This window comes from Cohnella sp. CFH 77786 (genome assembly GCF_019400745.1).
Lineage (GTDB): Bacteria > Bacillota > Bacilli > Paenibacillales > Paenibacillaceae > Cohnella.
The window spans coordinates 88,382-107,569 of the sequence record NZ_WJIB01000013.1 but is presented as its reverse complement, the minus strand read 5'-3'; the positions used below and the strand labels follow the sequence as shown (position 1 = coordinate 107,569).

Here is a 19,188-nt window from a genome sequence, read left to right as displayed (position 1 = left end):
TCCTTAGACGGGGGAGTATAAGAGCATGGCGCAAATGAATATGAAAGAAGCGATCCGCGACGCGATGCGGGTCGAGCTGAAACGCGATCCGAACGTGCTCGTGTTCGGTGAAGACGTCGGCAAGGTCGGCGGCGTATTCCGCGCGACGGAAGGGCTGCAAGGCGAATTCGGCGATACCCGCGTATTCGACACGCCGCTGGCCGAATCGGCGATCGGCGGCTTGGCCGTCGGACTGGGCACCCAGGGCTTCCGCCCCATCGCGGAAATCCAGTTCGTCGGGTTTATTTTCGAAGCGCTTGACCAAATGTTCGTGCAGGCGGCGCGGATGCGCTACCGCTCCGGCGGACGCTACCATTCTCCGATCGTGTTCCGCACGCCTTTCGGCGGCGGAGTCAAGGCGGCGGAGCTCCACACGGACGCGCTGGAGGGCCTGGCGATCCAGACGCCGGGCATCAAAGTCGTCATTCCGTCGAATCCTTACGATGCCAAAGGACTTCTCATTTCGGCCATCCGGGACAACGATCCCGTGTTTTTCATGGAGCATTTGAACTTGTACCATGCATTCCGCGACGAAGTGCCGGAGAACGACTATACCGTGCCGATCGGCAAGGCCAAGGTCGTCCGCGAGGGCAAGGACGTTACGATCGTGGCTTACGGACTCATGGTCCATACCGCCTTGAAGGCCGCGGAAGAGCTGGAGAAAGCCGGCGTGCAAGCGGAAGTCATCGATCTTCGTTCGCTGGTGCCGCTCGACATCGACACGATCTTGGCGTCGATCCAGAAAACGAATCGCGCCATCGTCGTGCAGGAAGCGCAGAAATCCGCCGGCGCGGCTGCGGAGATCATTGCCCAAATCAACGAGAAAGCGATTCTGCACCTGGAAGCGCCCGTGCTCCGCTGTGCTCCTCCGGATACGGTTTATCCTTTCGCGCAGATCGAAGACGCGTGGCTTCCGAACCCGGCCCGCATCGTGAAAACCGTGAATCAGGTGCTGCAGTTCTAAATTGAGCAGAAAATTCGGGGTCCCCAAAAAAGAATCGGAATAGGCATACGGTTTACCGGGGGCTCCCCCAATAGGAATCGGAATACACATCGAAGCTTACCTTCACTTTTGGGGGACCTTAGCAAACGTCACTTTTTGGGGTGTAAACAGGAGGGTGCCAGGTGGCCAGATTCGAATATCGGTTCCCGGAGCTCGGCGAAGGACTGCATGAAGGCGAAATCGTCAAGATGCTCATCGCCCCGGGCCAAACGGTAACGGACGAAGATATCATCATGGAAGTGCAGAACGACAAGGCGATCGTCGAGGTGCCTTGTCCGGTGAACGGCAAAGTGCTCGAAGTGTTCGCGAAGGACGGACAAGTGATGCACGTCGGCGATGTGGTCGCCGTCATCGAAGCCGAAGGCGACGTGCCGGAACAGGCGCCGTCTGAAGGCGGACATGCCCAAGCGGCCGGCGGAGCTTCGGGCAACGCGGCCGTCGGCGGCGCGGATACGATAGGCCAGCCGGCACAGCAGCCTGCGGCCGAGGAACCGGCGCCTGCCGCGGCTGCGGCTCCGGCGGAAGCGAAACCGGCCGCGGCAGCCGGCGGAATCGTGCTTGCCACGCCGAGCGTGCGGAAGTTCGCCCGTGAGCAAGGCGTCAATATCGCACTCGTCGCGGGTACGGGCAAGAATGGCCGCATCACCCGCGAGGACGTGTCCGCGTTCGCCAAAGGCGGGGCTCCTGCAGCGACTGCGGCGGCGGCGGCTCCCGCGGAAGCGCCCGCGGCACCTGCGGCAGCGGCGACAGCCCGTCCGGCCGCGCAAACCGGCCCGGGCATCGAAGAACGCGTGCCGTTCAAAGGCATCCGCAAGGCGATCGCGAACGCGATGGTCAAATCGGTATACACCGCGCCGCATGTCACGTTGATGGACGAAGTCGACGTCACCGCGCTGGTCGCGCTGCGTTCGCGGGCAAAACCGGTGGCCGAGAAGAAGGGCGTCAAGCTGACGTACCTGCCGTTCATCGTCAAGGCGCTGGTCGCCGCTTGCCGCGAATTCCCGGCGCTGAACGCGATGATCGACGAAGCGGCGAACGAGATCGTCTACAAGAAGTATTACAACATCGGAATCGCCACCGATACGGATAACGGGCTGCTCGTTCCGGTCGTATTTGATGCCGACCGGAAGAATATTTGGACGATCGCCAACGAAATCCGCGACCTCGCGGCTCGCGGACGCGACGGCAAGCTGGCGCCGAACGAGCTTAAGGGCAGCACGATCTCGATCACGAACATCGGTTCCGCCGGCGGCATGTTCTTCACGCCGGTCATCAACTTCCCGGAAGTCGCGATCCTGGGCACGGGCCGGATCAGCGAGAAGCCGGTCGTGAAGAACGGCGAAATCGTCGTCGCTCCGGTCATGGCGTTGTCGCTCAGCTTCGACCACCGGATCATCGACGGCGCGACTGCGCAGAACTTCCTGAACTACATCAAGCAATTGCTTAGCGATCCGGAACTGCTCGTTATGGAGGTGTAAACGATGGTCGTAGGAGACGCTTCCCTGGACATCGATTTGCTGGTCATCGGCGCAGGACCCGGCGGTTATGTGGCCGCCATCCGCGCCGCCCAGCTCGGCCAGAAGGTCATCATCGCGGACAAAGCCAAATGGGGCGGCGTCTGCCTCAACGTCGGCTGCATTCCTTCCAAGGCGCTCATCAACGCCGCGCATCACTACGAAGCGATGCAGCATGCGGAGGAGTATGGGCTCAAAGCCGAGAATGTCGGCGTGGATTTCGGCAAGGTGCAGGCGTACAAAAATTCCGTCGTGAACAAAATGACGGGCGGCGTGGAAATGCTGCTCAAAGCGAACAAGGTCCAAATGTTCGCTGGCGAAGTGATGTTCATCAACGAGCATGAGGCCCGCCTGTTCAACGACCAGGAAGCCCCGCGCTACCGGTTCAAGAATTGCATCATCGCGACGGGCTCCCGTCCGATCGAGCTGAAGCCGTTCCCGTTCGGCGGACGGATTCTGTCGTCGACCGAAGCGCTGTCTCTTCCCGAAGTGCCGAAGAGCCTCGTCGTCATCGGCGGCGGCTATATCGGCATCGAACTTGGACAGATGTACAGCAAGTTCGGCACGAAGGTGACGATCCTCGAAGGGCTGGACACGATCATGGCCGGCTTCGACAAGGACATGAGCCAGCTCGTCTCCAAGAAGCTCAAGAAGGCGAACGTCGACATCATTACGGGCGCCAAAGCCCAAAGCGCGGAGCAGAACGACAAGGAAGTCACGGTTGCGTATGAAGCGGGCGGCGAGACGAAAACCGTTACCGCCGATTACCTGCTCGTCACCGTCGGCCGCCGTCCGAATACGGATGGGGAGCTCGGTCTCGACATGCTCGGCATCAAGATGACCGATCGCGGCCTCATCGAAGTCGACGACCAATGCCGCACGAGCATTCCGCACATCTACGCCATCGGCGACATCGTCCCCGGCGCTGCGCTGGCGCATAAGGCGTCCTATGAAGCCAAAGTAGCGGCGGAAGCGATCGCGGGATTGCCGTCGAAGGTCGATTACAAATGCATTCCGGCCGTCGCCTTCTCCGATCCCGAGTGCGCGAGCGTCGGGTATACCGAGAAGGAAGCGAAGGAGAAAGGCCTGAACGTGAAGAGCAGCAAGTTCCCGTTCGGGGGCAACGGCCGTGCCGTTACGCTCGGCGGGGCGGACGGCTTCATGAAGATCGTTCACGAAATCGACACCGGTCTCGTGGTCGGCGCGCAAATCGCCGGCGTCGAAGCGTCCAACATGATCGCCGAGCTTGGGCTCGCGATCGAGATGGGCGCAACGATCGAGGACATCGCGCTGACGATCCATGCCCACCCGACGCTGGGCGAAATCACGATGGACACGGCCGAGCTGGCCATGGGCCATCCGATCCACACGGTCGCGCCGAAAGGATAAAAGGCAATAGAAACGAAGCCCTCTTGGTTCCGACGAAGGAACGGGAGGGCTTCTTGCGATCCATGAGGTTACATTCAATAAGGAGGATTCAGAATGTCCAATACGACCGAGCCGCTCGGTCCTCCCAGGCCGATCGGACGTTCCCGCTCCATCATGACGGAGATCGTGTTTCCATCGGATACGAACCATCACGGCACGATGTTCGGCGGCACGCTCATGCAGTATATCGACAAGATCGCCGCCATCGCGGCCATGCGTCACTGCAACAAACCCGTCGTCACCGCCAGCTCGGACAGCCTCGATTTCGTTTCTCCGATCCGCGTCGGGGAAGCGGTCGAGTTGGAAGCGTTCGTCACCTGGACGCACCGCAGCTCGATGGAAGTGTTTGTCGTCGTGCGGGCGGAAAATCTGTTCACGGGCGAACGGAGGGTGACGGTGACGGCATTCTCCACGTTCGTGGCGTTGAACGATGGCGGAAAACCGACGCCGGTTCCGCAAGTTGCGCCTGAAAACGATGATGAGAAAAGATTGCACGAGAGCGCCCCGGAACGGTACCGGCTCCGGATGGATCGAAGAAAGCAACGGTACTCGTCGACAGAAGAGGAGACCAAATGATAAAATAAGCGGAAACCAAGTTAGAGAGTCAGAGGTGTCGTTTTCGTGCGCAATTATTTGGATCTGCTGAAAGACGTCCTGGACCATGGTACGGTGAAACAGGACCGGACCGGGACGGGAACGATTTCGGTGTTCGGGCGGCAGCTGCGGTTCGATTTAAGTCAAGGGTTTCCGCTCGTGACGACGAAGAAAATCCATCTGAAATCGGTCGTCCACGAGCTGCTTTGGTTTCTCCGGGGGGATACCAATATCCGCTATCTCAAAGAAAACGGCGTGACGATTTGGGACGAATGGGCGGACGAGAACGGCGATCTGGGACCGGTGTACGGGTCGCAATGGCGCGCGTGGGAAGGGCCGGACGGCCGTAAAATCGACCAGATCGCCCAGGTGGTCGAGGGGATCAAGCGGAATCCCGATTCGCGCCGGCACCTCGTAAGCGCATGGAACGCGGCGGTCATCGATCAGATGAAGCTGCCGCCGTGCCATATGCTGTTCCAATTCTACGTGGCGGACGGGAAGCTCTCCTGCATGCTGACGATGCGTTCGGTGGACACGTTCCTCGGCCTGCCGTTCAACATCGCATCGTACGCGCTGCTCACGCATATGGTCGCGCAGCAGTGCGATTTGGAGGTCGGGGAATTCGTGTTCTCCGGAGGCGACGTGCATATTTACAGCAACCACCTCGAGCAAGTGAAGCTGCAGCTCAGCCGGGAGCCTCTGCCGCTTCCGAAGCTGATCATCAAGCGGAAGCCGGAGTCGATATTCGACTATGCGTTCGAAGACTTCGAATTCGCGGGCTACGAGTTCCATCCGGCGATCAAAGCCCCGGTGGCGATATGACGAAGAAGCCTGTGCGCCGATCCGAGCTCGTCTTCCGGATGGACAGCCCGGAAATCGCGGCGCTTAGCGCCCGCGACGATCGGCTGGCCTGGCTGATCGGCAGGGTAGGGGAGCTGACGATCAAGCTCAATCCCGATCCTTTTGAGTCGCTCGCCTTGTCCATCGTCGGGCAGCAGTTGTCGGTCAAAGCCGCCGCGGTCATCAAGGGCCGGGTGCGGCAGCTCGCGCCGGAATTCACGCCGGAAGCGCTGCTGGCCTTGGATGCCGACACGCTTCGGGGCGCCGGGCTTTCCCGCGCCAAGGTCGTTTCCATCCGCGATCTGTCTGCCAGAACGCTTTGCCGCGAATTGGATCTGGATCGCTTGGAAAGCATGGAGAATGAGGAAATCATCCAAATGGTGTCCGCCGTCAAAGGGATCGGCAGGTGGACGGCCGAGATGTTCCTCATGTTCTGCCTCGGTCGTCCGGACGTGCTGTCGGTCGGGGATTTCGGGCTTCAGCGGTCGTGCAAATGGCTGTACGGGATGGAGGAACGGCCGGACAAAAAATACCTCGAGCAGCACGGCCACAAATGGTCGCCGTACCGTTCCGCGGCCTCCTTCTATTTGTGGGAAGCGATCAATCGGGGCATCATCAACGAATAAAGTCGCCTGCCGTTCTTTACGGGAGCCGCGGCTTTTTTATTTTTCCTCCTAGCATTTATACAAAGAAGACGACGAAGCCGTTTTTACTTGGGGATTCAAAATTTTTCTGCACAACCTCAAACCGTATCCCCGTATGCTCCGTTTCCTTGGGTGAAGATGGAAACCGAGAGGAGAACGATGAAGCATGAAAATGGGCAAAAAGTGGTTGTGGATGTTGATTTTGACCATCGGGATGGCGATTGCGCCCATGGGCGTCTTGGCGGAAGGCGGGAGCGGAGCGGCGGCAACGACAACGGCAACGGCTGGGGTACAGACGGGCCATGCATCCGACATCGCGGCACAGCTGGGCATACTGCTCGGGGATGGAAACGGCGTGACGGACGCTTATTTGGCCAAAACGACGACGAGGGTACAGGGCGCGATCCTGACGCTGCGGCTCCTCGGCAAAGAAAAGGAAGCGCTGGCGTACGACGGTACGGACAATTTCGCCGACGCCGGTTCGGTCGGCAAGAGCATCCGTCCCGTGCTGGCTTACTTGAAGAAACATCCCGAGCTGGGGTGGAGCGGAATCGGCGGAGGACGGTTCGGCCCGAATCAGGCTATCACGGCGCAGCAGGTATATAAGGTCATGCTTGAAGCGTTGTCCTACAAAACCGGCAGCGATTTTCAATACGCGGATACGATCGCGTTCTCCGCTTCGAAGGGATTAACCCGCGCGGCGGCCGCGAAGCCGTTCACGAACCGGGACTTGGCCTCGGCGCTGCTGGAGACGCTTCAGGCGACCCCCAAAGGCGGGACCAAGCCGCTGGTCGACGTGCTGGCGGAGACGAAGGTTTTGTCTGCGGATAAGGCCGGATTGTTAAGCGGCAAACGGATCGACGTGCGCAAGGCCGCCGACGGGTCGATGTATTTGACTGACGGCAACGGGATGGCTTTGTATCTGTTCACCAAGGATATGGCCGATTTGAACTCCTGCGTCGGGCAATGTCTCGCCAACTGGCCGGTGTTCGGCGCTGACCGGCTGCTGCTCGCGGACGGGTTGGACGGCAAAGATTTCGGTTCCTTCATCCGGGCCGACGGCACGAAGCAGATTACGTACAAAGGCTGGCCGCTGTACTACTGGGTCAAGGATACGAAACCCGGCGATATCACGGGTGAAGGCGTCGGCAAGGTGTGGTACCTGATCAAGCAGCCCTTCTATACGGTCACGGTGGGTACGGATCCGAAACTGGGCAATTACCTGGTCGATGCAAACGGCATGACCTTGTACTACTTCGACAAAGATCCGAAAGGCACGAGCGTCTGCTCGGGCGATTGCCTGGCAAATTGGCCGGCATTCCATGCCGACAAGATCGCGGTGCCGAGCGGCCTGAAGGCGGAGGACTTCGGGGAAATCATCCGTCCGGACGGCGCCAAACAGACGACGTTCAAGGGGTACCCGCTGTATTATTGGGTCAAGGATACCAAACGCGGCGACACCACGGGCCACGAAGTCGGCAAGGTGTGGTTCGTCGTCGATCCGGATAAATTCGCCGGAACGACGGCCGGGAATTCCATCGCCGACAACGTGACGATCGAGATGAAGAACTACATGTTTTCTTCCGAAGAAGTGACGATCAAGGCGGGCTCGACCGTTACGTTCGTCAACCGCGACAACGATAAGCACAATGCCGTCGCCTTGGACGGCTCCTTCCGGATCCCGCTCCTCTCGCAAGGAGAATCCGCGACGATCAAGCTGGATAAACCGGGAACGTACGAATTCGTTTGCGAACCGCACAAAGATCATATGAAAGGTAAGATTATCGTCCAATGAGAAGCAGACTGATGAGAAACGGCAGCAAAGGAATCCATAAATTATTCGTTTTGATCTTGCTCACGGGAATCGTGACGGCGTGCTCCTCCGAAGGAGGAAGCTCATCCGCGTCACCGTCGGACCCGGTAACGTCGGAATCGGCATCGTCTTCCGCGTCCCCGTCGTCATCGGTGTCTGCAGAGCCTTCACCGTCGCCGTCCGATACGCCGGCAGCTTCAGCCTCTGCCTCCTCGGAGGTTTCGCCATCGCCTTCAGCCGCAGCCTCGCCGGCAGCTTCCGCTTCTTCCGAACCGTCGGCGAAACCGGAGCCGTCGCAAGAAGGCCATGCGGGACATTCCGCGGAGCCGTCTTCCTCGCCTTCGGCGAAACCGTCGCCCGGAACGTCGCCGAAACCGTCTCCCAAGCCTTCGCCGAAGCCCGCTTCGCCTTCTCCGTCGCCATCGGCATCGGCGAGTACCGACGTGAAGAGCAAGACGGTGACCGTGGAGATCAAGGACTTCGCCTTTGCGCCCGGCGACATCGAGATTTCGCCCGGAGACAAAGTCACCTTCGTCAACCGGGACCAGGTGAAGCACTCGGCCGTGGCCGACGACGGATCGTTCGATACCGGGTTGCTCGGCCAGGATGAATCGAAAACCGTTACTTTCGAGAAAGAAGGCACGTTCTCCTATTCTTGCGGACCGCACCCCGCCATGATTGGCAAAATCATCGTCAAAACAAAATAACAAACGCGGCGGACGGGGTGGCTACCGTCCGCCCGTTTTCTGTTAGAATGGGAATGTCAGGCCATTGCAGGTTCAAAAGGGGTAACAACGACATGCCGACCCATTCCGATAGCGAATTGATGCGGCTCATCCGCATGAAGCATAGGGAAGCCTTGGAGCTTCTGTACGACCGGTACGCGAAGCTGGTTTACTCGTTTGCCAGGCGGGCAGCCGGCAACGAAGCGCTGGCCCGCGAAATCGTCCAATTGGTATTTACCCGATTATGGACGACGCGCGCCGAATACGACGCGGCCAAAGGAAGTTTCGTCAATTGGCTGCTGACCATAACGAGGAATATTGCGGTCGACGTTATGCGGCGGGAGAGACGCCATGCCGCCAACGTCCCGATGGAATGGATCGAAGACAGCCGGGAAGCGGCGGAATCGGACCATCCGGAATCCGAGACCGTACGCCGAGCGGAATTGTCCGAAGTGGCGGCCGCGGCTTCCAGGCTGACCTTGCCGCAACGACGGGTGATCGAGCTCCTGTATTGGAAAGGGTATACGCTGCAGCAAATCGCGGAGATGGGCGGGGAGCCGGTCGGGACCGTCAAAAATCGGCTCCACCAAGCGCTGAAGACGCTGCGCCGGCATCTGCAAGGCCTCAGGGAGGAACGGTAAACGATGGAAAAACGCGAAACGACGACCGCATGCGAAGGACTCGCGGACTACATGACGGGGGAAATGTCCGACGTCGAGCGCAAAAGGTTCGAACGCCACCTGGACACGTGCGCCGCGTGCCGGGAAGACGCAGCCGAATGGCGTTACGTATGGGACCGGCTTGCGGAAGAGGCGCCGGAAGCCGATTTGCCGTCCGACCTGAAGGCGGAAGTCCTGGATGCGGCATTCGGGCGGGTGGATGCGCCGGACGCGAAAGCCGATGAGTTCTCCGGACCGCCTGCGGCTGTCCGAAAACGCAACGTCAAGGTACTTCGCCGGCTGGCCATTGCGGCCGCTCTTGGCGTGATGTTTATCGCGGGCTTTGCCGGGCGCGGACTGCTCGCGACGACCCAAGACCGGACGGAAGCGGCGATGGCTTCGCCATCGCAAATCGAAAAAATCGTACGCCTTGCGCCCGAGGCGGCAGTTCAATCGTCAAGCCGGAACGCATACGGCGTCGCCTGCATGCTGAAATCCGAAGGAGAAACCCGGCTGGTCGTGTACGTCTTCGGAACGCCGAAGACGGTAGGGAACGAGGCGTACCATGTTTGGTTGCTGAAGGACGGGGTTCGGAGCAGCGCCGGCACGTTCACGGTGGATGCTTCGGGAATCGGACTGCTTACGGTGCCTTGGCCGGACGACGCGCAACCGTTCGATCAAATCGGGGTGACGCTAGAGCCGAGCGCGAACACGACTGCGCCTCAAGGGCCCAAAATGTTCGGATCTGCCTGAAAGCGAAGCCGAAACCGACGTATATTTTCGTCAATTCTTAACAATTGGAAATCGAATCTTCGGGTTCGTTCGGGTAGGCAGCATCCGTACAGTGTGATATGATAGTGTAAATATTTAATCGTTATAGCTCTTCGAAAGAGGGTTTACGCCGTATGGCCGTTACGATGATCGCCGCCGCCGCTTCCAACGGGGCCATCGGGCTGAACAACCGTTTGCTCTGGCGGCTGCCCGCGGATATGGCGTATTTTGTCGCCCAGACGAGAGGCAAACCGGTCCTTATGGGCCGTCTGACATTCGAATCGCTCGGCAAACCGCTCAAGGACCGGACGAACGTCATTCTGTCGCGCACGTTGGGTGAAGCGCCGGAAGGCTGCGTCCTCGTCCGCTCGGTGGAAGAAGCGCTGGAACGTTTCGGAGACGCAGAACTTATGGTAATCGGAGGAGAGCAGGTATACCGGCAAATGATGCCCCATGCCGACCGGATCCTGCTGACGGAGATCGAGCGGGAATACGAAGGCGACGCCTTTTTTCCCGCCATTGACCGCAGCGTTTGGAAGCTCGTGTCCCGCGAGCCCGGCGTCCGGGACGAGAAGAACGATTTGCCCTATGCCTTCGCCGTTTACGAGAAGCAGTAGACGGATAATGCAAACAATTGTGGGGATTGTCCATTCTGACACCGAAATCGATTTGGTAGCATGTTCTAAATTACAGATAGAGGTCCGCCGGACTTCGCGAAACACCGACAGATGGGGGAAACCGAAAAATGTCCACACCTACGGGATTCATGGAATATAAGCGGGAGCTGCCAAGCGACCGCGATCCGCTCGAGCGTATCAAGGACTGGAACGAGTTCCACAAAATGTTCTCGGATGAGCAGCTGCGCACGCAAGGCGCCCGCTGCATGGACTGCGGAACGCCTTACTGCCATACGGGGATGGAATTGTCCGGGTCCGCTTCGGGCTGTCCGATCAACAATCTGATCCCGGAATGGAACAACCTCGTGTACCGCGGGCTTTGGAGAGAAGCTTACGAGCGGTTGATGAAGACGAACAACTTCCCGGAATTCACGGGCAGGGTTTGCCCGGCTCCGTGCGAAGGCTCCTGCACGGTTGGCCTGATCGGCGATCCGGTCACGATCAAGACGATCGAGCAAGCGATCATCGACCGTGCGTTCGAGGAAGGCTGGGTCGTGCCGCAGCCGCCCAAAACGCGCACCGGGAAGAAAGTCGCCGTCGTCGGGTCTGGACCGGCCGGACTTGCGGCCGCGGCCCAGCTGAACAAAGCGGGCCATACGGTGACCGTTTACGAGCGCGCTGACCGGATCGGCGGCCTGCTTATGTACGGTATCCCGACGATGAAGCTGGAGAAGCACGTCGTGCAAAGACGCGTCGATTTGCTCGCCGCGGAAGGCGTCCAATTCGTCACGGGCACGGAGATCGGCAAGGACATTCCGGCTCAGAAGCTGATGGAAGAGTTCGATGCCGTCGTCCTGTGCGGCGGCGCGACCAAAGCGCGTCCGATCGGCAACGTGGAAGGCGCCGAGCTGAAAGGCATCTACCCCGCGATGGACTTCCTGAACAGCACGATCAAGAGCTATCTGGATGCCGGCCTTCAGGAAGGCACTTATATTTCCGCGAAGGATATGAACGTCATCGTCATCGGGGGCGGCGACACGGGAACCGACTGCGTGGCCACCGCGCTCCGTCACGGCTGCCGCACGGTCACCCAGTTCGGTACGCATGCCAAGGCGCCGGAACGCCGCGATCAGGTCAACAACCCGTGGCCGGAATACCCGAACGTTTACACGCTGGACTACGCCCATGAAGAGGCTAAAGCGCTGTATGGCGAAGATCCGCGCGCGTTCTCCGTGCTCACGAAGAAATTCGTCGGCGACGAGAACGGCAACGTGAAAGAACTGCACACCGTGCAAATCCGCCGTTACGTGGACGAGCAGGGCCGCAAGATTTACGAGGAAATCCCGGGCACCGAGAAAGTATGGCCTGCGGATATCGTGCTCGTGGCCGTCGGTTTCGAAGGTCCCGAACGAACGCTGGTCGATCAATTCGGCCTGGAGACGGACCGCCGCACGAACGTCAAAGCCCGTTACGGCCATTACAAGACGAACGTCGACAAAGTGTTCGCCGCCGGCGACATGAGACGCGGGCAAAGCTTGATCGTCTGGGCGATCAACGAAGGCCGCGAAGCCGCGCGCGAAGTCGATAAATATTTGATGGGGAGCACGATGCTTCCATAAATCGAAACTAACAGGTTGTTCCGTTCGGAACAGCCTGTTATAATTTTTCCCAGATTGCGACGAAAGGCAGGGGATATCCATGATCCGATACGGGGACGAAACCTGGACGGAGTTGACGTTTACCGCCTTTTACCCGCGCATGGAGAGGCGGGACAACCAGTGGATCGACGTGGAGCTCCGGGTCGATACCGCGGAATCGACGCCTCTGCCGGAGGATTTGGTCGATTTCTCGATCCTGGCCGTCTGCACCCATCGGGGATACCCGATGCAGATCGAGCCCCAGGATGAAGGCTGCGATTGCGAATACCAGCTGACGGAAAGCGAGAAGCGGCAGATCGAAGACTATATCGCCAGCGGCCCGGTTCGGGCCATGATCCTCAAAGCGGCCGAAAGCGGAGACCGATAACGCACCGGCGAAAGATGCGGAGGAGCGGAAATTGGAGAACGCTTCATTGCTGTCGCCGGCGGATGTAGGTGTCATCCGCCGATACGTGCAAACCAAATACGCTCAGCTGCCCGGTGCGAAGCAAGCCGAGATCGTAGCCACCGCGATCCGGCAAACGATCCATCGGCGGCTGCCCGAAATGCCGGACGGCTTGAAGGGGCAAATCGCGGACGAGTTGATCCGGCGATGTCTGGTCCGTGAGCAGAGGGAGATTCAGCCGAACGATGTGCTCGACGTCTGTTCCGAAATCGAGCTGCCCGACCCGTCACAGGAAGCCATGATCCTCGATCCGGTTCTGAGATGGATGAACGAGAGGGCGCCGGGCGAGTGGCCCCCCGAGCGTCTCATGTCCCGATTGTTCCGGAAAGACTCGGCCGCATTGGATACGGAATTCCGCACGGATAGGGGCGTGGCCGCGGTCGCGCTGCTGGATACTAAGACCGATCGCCATGCGCCGGAAGGCACGAAACTGCGAACGAAGATGCCTCAGGCGGCATGGGCGATGGCCGCACTCGTTCTCGCCGGCGGCATCGTCTCTGGAGTCTACATTCAGCAAGACAGAACAACGCGCGAGCCGGTCGTTCCGTCGCCATCGCCCGTCGTGGAAGAGCCTGCGACGGAGGACGATATCGGAATGCCGCGGATTCTCCGATACCGGGATATCGACGAGGATGCCGTGAAAGCTTACTTGCGCAGCCGGGATTCGATCTTGGCGGACGAGCCTTATTACAACGCCATTATCGAAGGCGCCCGCCGCCATGATGTGAACCCGTTGTTGCTGCTTGCGGTCACGGGACAAGAGCAAGGGTTCGTTCCGAAATCGAACAAGAACGCCAAGAAGATCGCGAACAATCCGTTTAACGTGTTTCACAGCTGGGAAGAATTCAACACGGATATCGCGGATTCCGCAGACATCGCGGCTCGCACATTATCCCGCCAAGGCGCCAAACGTCCCAAAGGCTTCGAGCCGTTCGATTGGCTCAATCAAACCTATGCCGAAGACCCGAACTGGTCCGACGGCGTCAAACGGATTTTCGATAAATTAAGCCGTTTGCCGCCCTCATCCGGCACTCCTTGATCATAGGAGAAAAAAAACCGTCCGGAGCCATGGAGGCTCAGGACGGTTTTTTCACAGTTGGGCTGGAGGAGACGTGCGGACCTGAGCTCCTCATCAAATATTGCCGGATGGCGGGAGGTACCTCCGCGAGCTCATGAAGCGTCAAGAAAGCGCCGGAGGGCTGCGCCTCCTCGATCGGCACGACGTTGTAAGTCCATTCGCCTTCCTGCTTCAAATAGACGGAGTTGATTCCGCATTGCAGAGCGGGGAGCACGTCGGTTCGCAAGGAATTGCCGATCATCCAGGTGGCTGACCGGTCGAAGGAGCCTTCCCGGAGGATTTGCTCCAACGCTTCCGTGTTCTTGTGCTGCCGGATGTAGATTCGATCCCCGAAATACCGTTTGAGGTCCATCCGTTCGATTTTGTTCAGCTGGATCTTCCGATCGCCTCCGGTGTATAGATGCAGGTCGTGGCCTTCACCGGCCAGTTGCTCGAGCGTCTCGTTCATGTGCGGATAGGGCTCGACCTCCAGCTCGTATACGCTGAATCCGAGCTTCAGGAGCAACCGTTCTTCCCGCTCCGAGGAAGGCCGCCCGGTCAAATGATGGAAATAACGGTAGGTTTCGACGAACGAGTGGGGAAAATGGTCCCCCTTGAATCCGAGTACCTGAACGCCCGCGATATCGATCTCCGTCTGCTTGCGCAGGATTTCGTCCCGGGAGATGCCATGGGGTTCGAACCAGTCTGTCATCTCGTCGGCGAACTGCTCCAGGATCAGGTGAAAATATTTGTTGCAGTAGATCAGCGTGTCGTCCAAGTCGAAGAGTAAAGTTTGTTTCATCGGATCGGTTCTCCTGCTTCATGGAAGTTCGGTTCTTCCCATTATCCCTTGGGAAATCGGGTTTGTAAATGAGGCGAACGAGGAAAGCTATAAAGAAAAACCCTTCCCGTGCAGGAAGGGCGGGAGGTGAGCGTATGCCCGTTAATAGAAGCACGAAAGCGGACGACCAGCGGAACGAATCGCGATTCAAAGCCCAAGCGCCGAAGGTGGCCCTGAACAAGATGGCGCGTTACCCGGCCAGTCTGAACAAGATCAACAAGAACTTGCCTTAGCATGCGGGACATGCGGGACAATCATGCGTATTTGGCGATCTTCGATTGCAAGTCCCGCTTGATCAGCGCCAGCCGCTGCCGGACATAGAAGTCGTAGCTGCCCCCGGTCAATTCCCGGGGGTTCATCGTATGCCCCGTATCGTTGTCGATGATCTCCAATTTGCCGTCGGTGTAAAATTTGAAGGTCAAATCCTTTGACGGTCTGGATCCCTTAGAAGGTTCCAAATAACGGAAATGTTCGCTGTTCACCATGCCATCATCCCACCTTAGCCAACTTAGTAGGAACGTTTGTTCCTGTTTCCATTATAGCAAACATTTGTTCGTATGGAAAGGCGTTTCGGAATGAAATAAACTAGATTTATCTTGTTTTCCAAAAAGGAGTCCGCCCTCTCGATGATCATCATTCACGGATTGACCCGCAAGCTTCCCGAAGGCAAAACGATTCTGGACGGCATCGGAGCCAGGCTGGAGCCCGGCACGTTCGTGGCCGTGGCGGGCGCGAGCGGGAGCGGCAAATCCGCCCTGCTCCGCTGCCTGGCGCTGCGAGACCGATGGTCCGCCGGGGAATACAAAGTGGACGGCACGGACATTCTGAAGGCGGGATTCGCGGCCAAGCTGAAGTTCCGGCGTCAAATCGCGTATCTGGAGCAAAAGCCGCTCCTGCTCGAGAAGAAATCGGCGCTGAAAAACGTGCTGATCGGAAACGCCGAACAGACTCCGTTATGGCGCAGGATAACGGGAATGGTCCGCAGCGACGATTATATGGGCGGCATGGATATGCTCGAGACGGTCGGCTTGCTGGGCCATGCGCACCGCCAGGCGGAGAAGCTGAGCGGAGGGGAGCGCCAGCGTGTGGCCATCGCCCGCGCGCTCGTGCACGGCGCCCGCTTGGTCTTCGCGGACGAGCCGGTGTCCGGCCTCGATCCGCATTCTTCGGAAGAGCTGATGGCCACGCTCAAGAAATTGTGCGCGGAGAAAGGAGCGACCATCGTGGCCGCCCTTCACCGGCTGGAGCTCGCGGAGAAATTCGCCGATGAAATCTGGGGCCTGCAGGAGGGCAGGCTCGTGTTGCAGGTGAGAGGCAGACGCCTTACCGCCGCGGAGAAACTCCGTCTGGCGTAGTCACCGTTACAGATTCGCCGGGTCCGGCTTGCCTTCCGGATCGGCGTCGTTCGCGAGGCCGTGGAGCGATGGCACTTTGCCGTGAGGGTTCTGCGCCTGCTTGCGGCTTTTCCATTGGTTTTCCCGGCGGCGTTTGGATGAGGTCATCGTGGATCCTCCTTTCGCGGGTTTCCTATAGCGTGGCGAAATAATTGGAAGGTTATTCGGAGCGGATGGAGGGATTGCGGTGACCCAGACCGCACGTACATATGACGTCCCGATCGTGTCAGTCAACACGGGGCGTGCGGAAACGGCCATTTATCGAGGGAAAGAGGCGGTGACGGGCATTCATAAGCACCGGGTTGACGGGGCGGTCCGCGTCAGTCCGCAAGGCGTCTCGGGGGACGAAGTGGCCGACCAGGTGCATCACGGAGGTCCGGACAAGGCGATCTGCGTTTACAGCCGCGTCCATTTTCCGCATTGGGAGCAAGTGCTGGGGCGTGAAATGCCGTTCGGAGCGTTCGGCGAAAATTTGACGGTGGACCGGTTGTACGAGAAAGACGTGCGCATCGGCGACGTGTTCCGGGTCGGATCGGCCGTCGTGCAGATCAGCCAACCGCGCGTTCCTTGTTGGAAGCTGGCCATGAAGTGGGGGCTGGGCGAGCTGCCCGACCTGGTGATCCGCAGCGGAGCGACCGGATTCTATCTCCGCGTGTTGGAACCTGGTGAAGTCCGGGCGGGCGACCCGCTCGAGCTGGAAGAGAGCCACGCGGCGGGCGTGACCGTCGCGGAAGCGAACCGGATCATGCATACGGACAAGCACGATATGGCCGGCATTCGCAAGCTGCTGGATTTAAAGGATGTACTGGCCGGCGCTTGGATCGACTCGCTGGAGAGCCGGTTGGCGAGATTGCAGGCGGGAGGCTGAGCTGGTCGTGACCGGCGGCGTGGCGTAGAAAATGAACGATATGTCATCACAAGCAGTTGAGGGCGCTTCCGAGGGGCGCTCTTTTTTATGTCCTTTTTGGGGATATTGGCATTCCGCTATCCGCTTGGCAAAGCCGGAAGTCCCGCGTCATACAATGTAGCAAGGAGGCGGTACGCATGAACACGTCGGAAAGGCTCGGATACGGCAAGGAGGAAAAGCTGCTCATCGTGAACGCGGACGATTTCGGCCTATCCCGTTCCGTGAACGACGGGGTGCTCGATTTGCTGGTGGAGGGTGCGGTTTCGTCCGCTACCGTCATGATGAATTGTCCATGGTCGTCCGATGCCGCAGCCAAGGCCGCCTCGCTGCCGGACGCCGACATCGGCGTCCATTGGACACTGACGAGCGAATGGCCGGCTTATCGGTGGGGGCCGCTCGTCCGTTCCCGTCCTGCCGAGTCGCTGTGCGGCAAGGACGGGTGGTTTCCCTTGACCTCTGAGGAAGTGGAGCGTCGAGCGGACCCGGAGGAAGTCCGGTTCGAATTGATCGCCCAGACGGAAGCGGCGCTTCGCAGCGGCCTTGCTTTGACGCATGCCGACAACCATCTGGGAAGCTTGTACGGACTGGCTACAGGACGCGATCTCCTGCATGTCGCGTTCGAGGTATGCGCCCGCTACGGCCTCCCGTTCCGTCTGCCGAGGAAGCTGATTCCCGTCGGCGGGCGGCAGATTCCGCAAGAGATGCTGGAGAGAGCCAAAATCCGTGCCCGACAAGCCGAAGACTATGGCATCGTGCTGCCCGATTACGTCACGGGTCCCGAATATCGGCTGCTTCCCGGCGAAACATACGACGACGTCAAGGCGGAAGGCATTGCATTGCTGCGCGGGCTACTGCCCGGCGTGACGGAATGGATCGCGCATCCTGCCCGCTTGACCGACGAATTGAAGTCGTTCCATCAGCATCCGGAGAAGAGGGGGATGGAACGGTCGTTCTGGACGGATCCCGACGTCAAATCTGTGCTTCGCCAGGAACAGATCCGGCTGATCGGATGGAAGGAGCTCCAGCGTTTGCAAAGCAGTCTCTCCGCTTAAGGGAACGCGAAGAAAGCGTTTGCCGTTTTTTCCGCTACGGTGCAGGAATTTTGCAAATAATCTCGAAATTATTAATATTTCAAAATTGCACACTATACCGCAATCGACGCTACTTTAATCCAGAAAGGGGTCGACAGGCAGCATGGTGCAGTTACCTAAAGTCAACGAACTCGGCTTTTTTGAAATCCGGCTGGAATCGATCGGCGGGCTCGGGGCCAATCTGGCCGGCAAAATGCTGGCCGAGGCCGGCGTCATGGGCGTAGGCTTAAACGGCGTCAGTTTCAGCTCTTACGGATCGGAAAAGAAAGGTTCTCCCGTTAAGGCGCATATCCGCTTCTGCGACACCGACGCCAGAATCCGCGATACCTCCCCGGTCGAGCGGCCTCATGTCGTCGGCATTTTCCACGAAAACCTGTCCAAGACGGTTAACGTGATTTCCGGAATCTACGAGGACAGCATCGTCCTCGTGAACTCGAAGAAGACCCCGGAGCAGCTAAAGGAGCAGCTGAAGCTGAAAGGCGGAGTCATCGCGGTGGTGGACGCGACGGGGATCTCGCTCGAAGAGAACAACCGGGTGAACATGGCGATGCTTGGCGGGCTGTTCCGTCTGTGCGGTTTCCTGGATCCCGAGTTCATGAAAGGCGTCGTCCGCAAGTCGCTGGAGAAGAAATATCCGGGAGCGGTGCAGCCGGCGCTGAACACGTTCCAGCGCGGATACGACGAAGTGAAGTTCCAGACGTTCGCGCTGGCCGACGGGGACCGAATGCCGGATTACGTCCGGATGGACACGCCCGTTCTCGGCTACGAAACCCAGCCGATCGGCGGCACCATCACGAATCCCGGCAACAGCATCCTGAAGGATCTCAGCATCTCACGCGCGGGCAAAATGCCTCATTTCGACGACGAGAAGTGCATCCATTGCGCGGCCTGCGATAACGTGTGCCCCGATTTCTGCTTTGTCTGGGAAGAGCTGCCGGACAAGAAGGGCCGTCCCCAGATGTTCCTGCAAGGCATTGACTATCAGTATTGCAAAGGCTGCTTGAAATGCGTGCAAGCTTGTCCGACCGAAGCTCTGCAAAGCGAGTTGGAGGAAGAAGGATACGCGGAAAGCCACCGGGTGGCCCATCGGTTCCATCTGGCGCTCTGATCAGATACCTGTCATGGGATAAGGAGAGGGGAATGGCACA

23 protein-coding genes are annotated in these 19,188 nt (G+C 59.1%); 19 read left to right on the top strand and 4 right to left on the bottom strand.

Going from position 1 to position 19,188, the window contains the following annotated elements:
* Positions 1-25 precede the first annotated feature (25 nt).
* The 7 genes from GE107_RS19160 (at position 26) to GE107_RS19130 (ending at position 7,857) form a co-directional block, all read left to right on the top strand.
* On the top strand, positions 26-1,003 hold the full coding sequence (locus GE107_RS19160; protein WP_219641602.1) for an alpha-ketoacid dehydrogenase subunit beta: 978 nt from the start codon (positions 26-28) through the stop codon (positions 1,001-1,003).
* 161 nt (positions 1,004-1,164) lie between these two features.
* The gene (locus GE107_RS19155; protein WP_219641601.1) at positions 1,165-2,520 is read left to right on the top strand and encodes a dihydrolipoamide acetyltransferase family protein; all 1,356 of its coding nucleotides are present in this window, start codon (positions 1,165-1,167) and stop codon (positions 2,518-2,520) included.
* Between the two features lie 3 nt (positions 2,521-2,523).
* Positions 2,524-3,945: a dihydrolipoyl dehydrogenase gene (gene lpdA, locus GE107_RS19150; protein WP_219641600.1), complete on the top strand. Its 1,422-nt coding sequence runs from the start codon at positions 2,524-2,526 to the stop codon at positions 3,943-3,945.
* Between the two features lie 93 nt (positions 3,946-4,038).
* The gene (locus GE107_RS19145) at positions 4,039-4,560 is read left to right on the top strand and encodes an acyl-CoA thioesterase (protein ID WP_219641599.1); all 522 of its coding nucleotides are present in this window, start codon (positions 4,039-4,041) and stop codon (positions 4,558-4,560) included.
* A 45-nt stretch (positions 4,561-4,605) separates the two neighbouring features.
* On the top strand, positions 4,606-5,400 hold the full coding sequence (gene thyA, locus GE107_RS19140; protein ID WP_219641598.1) for a thymidylate synthase: 795 nt from the start codon (positions 4,606-4,608) through the stop codon (positions 5,398-5,400).
* Positions 5,397-6,044 (top strand): DNA-3-methyladenine glycosylase family protein, encoded by a 648-nt coding sequence (locus tag GE107_RS19135; RefSeq protein WP_219641597.1) that lies wholly within the window; start codon positions 5,397-5,399, stop codon positions 6,042-6,044. The genes thyA and GE107_RS19135 overlap by 4 nt, the downstream gene beginning before the upstream one ends.
* A gap of 184 nt (positions 6,045-6,228) precedes the next feature.
* Entirely contained in the window at positions 6,229-7,857 is a 1,629-nt protein-coding gene (locus GE107_RS19130; protein ID WP_219641596.1) for a plastocyanin/azurin family copper-binding protein, read from the top strand.
* Here the strand turns inward: GE107_RS19130 and GE107_RS19125 are convergent.
* A complete protein-coding gene (locus GE107_RS19125; RefSeq protein WP_219641595.1) occupies positions 7,844-8,350 on the bottom strand; it encodes a hypothetical protein in 507 nt (168 codons plus the stop codon). The two genes, GE107_RS19130 and GE107_RS19125, sit on opposite strands and share 14 nt — an antisense overlap.
* On the opposite strand from GE107_RS19125, the gene GE107_RS19120 reads away from it, so the two are divergent.
* The 7 genes from GE107_RS19120 to GE107_RS19090 all read left to right on the top strand — a co-directional run bounded on the left by GE107_RS19120 (position 8,319) and on the right by GE107_RS19090 (position 13,789).
* The gene (locus GE107_RS19120) at positions 8,319-8,582 is read left to right on the top strand and encodes a cupredoxin domain-containing protein (RefSeq protein ID WP_219641594.1); all 264 of its coding nucleotides are present in this window, start codon (positions 8,319-8,321) and stop codon (positions 8,580-8,582) included. The genes GE107_RS19125 and GE107_RS19120 overlap by 32 nt on opposite strands.
* 92 nt (positions 8,583-8,674) lie before the next feature.
* On the top strand, positions 8,675-9,241 hold the full coding sequence (locus GE107_RS19115) for an RNA polymerase sigma factor (protein WP_219641593.1): 567 nt from the start codon (positions 8,675-8,677) through the stop codon (positions 9,239-9,241).
* 3 nt (positions 9,242-9,244) lie between these two features.
* On the top strand, positions 9,245-10,012 hold the full coding sequence (locus tag GE107_RS19110; protein ID WP_219641664.1) for an anti-sigma factor: 768 nt from the start codon (positions 9,245-9,247) through the stop codon (positions 10,010-10,012).
* A 152-nt stretch (positions 10,013-10,164) separates the two neighbouring features.
* Positions 10,165-10,647 (top strand): dihydrofolate reductase, encoded by a 483-nt coding sequence (locus GE107_RS19105; protein WP_219641592.1) that lies wholly within the window; start codon positions 10,165-10,167, stop codon positions 10,645-10,647.
* Positions 10,648-10,775: 128 nt separating this feature from the next.
* Positions 10,776-12,266: a glutamate synthase subunit beta gene (locus GE107_RS19100; protein WP_219641591.1), complete on the top strand. Its 1,491-nt coding sequence runs from the start codon at positions 10,776-10,778 to the stop codon at positions 12,264-12,266.
* Between the two features lie 79 nt (positions 12,267-12,345).
* Positions 12,346-12,672 (top strand): hypothetical protein, encoded by a 327-nt coding sequence (locus GE107_RS19095; protein ID WP_219641590.1) that lies wholly within the window; start codon positions 12,346-12,348, stop codon positions 12,670-12,672.
* 31 nt (positions 12,673-12,703) lie between these two features.
* Positions 12,704-13,789 (top strand): hypothetical protein, encoded by a 1,086-nt coding sequence (locus GE107_RS19090; protein WP_219641589.1) that lies wholly within the window; start codon positions 12,704-12,706, stop codon positions 13,787-13,789.
* A 37-nt stretch (positions 13,790-13,826) separates the two neighbouring features.
* Here GE107_RS19090 and GE107_RS19085 read toward each other — a convergent pair whose 3' ends face one another.
* Positions 13,827-14,609: an HAD family hydrolase gene (locus GE107_RS19085; RefSeq protein WP_219641588.1), complete on the bottom strand. Its 783-nt coding sequence runs from the start codon at positions 14,607-14,609 to the stop codon at positions 13,827-13,829.
* A 134-nt stretch (positions 14,610-14,743) separates the two neighbouring features.
* Here GE107_RS19085 and GE107_RS19080 point away from each other — a divergent pair, with 134 nt between their 5' ends.
* Positions 14,744-14,881, top strand: a complete 138-nt coding sequence (locus GE107_RS19080) for a hypothetical protein (protein ID WP_219641587.1) — start codon at positions 14,744-14,746, stop codon at positions 14,879-14,881.
* A 21-nt stretch (positions 14,882-14,902) separates the two neighbouring features.
* Here the strand turns inward: GE107_RS19080 and GE107_RS19075 are convergent, their stop codons facing one another.
* Complete coding sequence (locus GE107_RS19075) at positions 14,903-15,133, bottom strand: hypothetical protein (protein WP_219641586.1); 231 nt, start codon at positions 15,131-15,133, stop codon at positions 14,903-14,905.
* A 141-nt stretch (positions 15,134-15,274) separates the two neighbouring features.
* Here GE107_RS19075 and GE107_RS19070 point away from each other — a divergent pair, with 141 nt between their 5' ends.
* Positions 15,275-16,003, top strand: a complete 729-nt coding sequence (locus GE107_RS19070) for a phosphonate ABC transporter ATP-binding protein (protein WP_219641585.1) — start codon at positions 15,275-15,277, stop codon at positions 16,001-16,003.
* A gap of 6 nt (positions 16,004-16,009) precedes the next feature.
* Here GE107_RS19070 and GE107_RS19065 read toward each other — a convergent pair whose 3' ends face one another.
* Positions 16,010-16,150 (bottom strand): DUF6254 family protein, encoded by a 141-nt coding sequence (locus GE107_RS19065; RefSeq protein WP_219641584.1) that lies wholly within the window; start codon positions 16,148-16,150, stop codon positions 16,010-16,012.
* A gap of 79 nt (positions 16,151-16,229) precedes the next feature.
* Here GE107_RS19065 and GE107_RS27260 point away from each other — a divergent pair, with 79 nt between their 5' ends.
* From GE107_RS27260 to GE107_RS19050, 3 genes are all read left to right on the top strand, one after another.
* Complete coding sequence (locus GE107_RS27260) at positions 16,230-16,910, top strand: MOSC domain-containing protein (protein ID WP_370636457.1); 681 nt, start codon at positions 16,230-16,232, stop codon at positions 16,908-16,910.
* A 176-nt stretch (positions 16,911-17,086) separates the two neighbouring features.
* On the top strand, positions 17,087-18,001 hold the full coding sequence (locus GE107_RS19055) for a polysaccharide deacetylase family protein (RefSeq protein WP_219641583.1): 915 nt from the start codon (positions 17,087-17,089) through the stop codon (positions 17,999-18,001).
* Between the two features lie 142 nt (positions 18,002-18,143).
* A complete protein-coding gene (locus GE107_RS19050) occupies positions 18,144-19,148 on the top strand; it encodes a 2-oxoacid:acceptor oxidoreductase family protein (RefSeq protein WP_219641582.1) in 1,005 nt (334 codons plus the stop codon).
* Positions 19,149-19,188 lie beyond the last annotated feature (40 nt).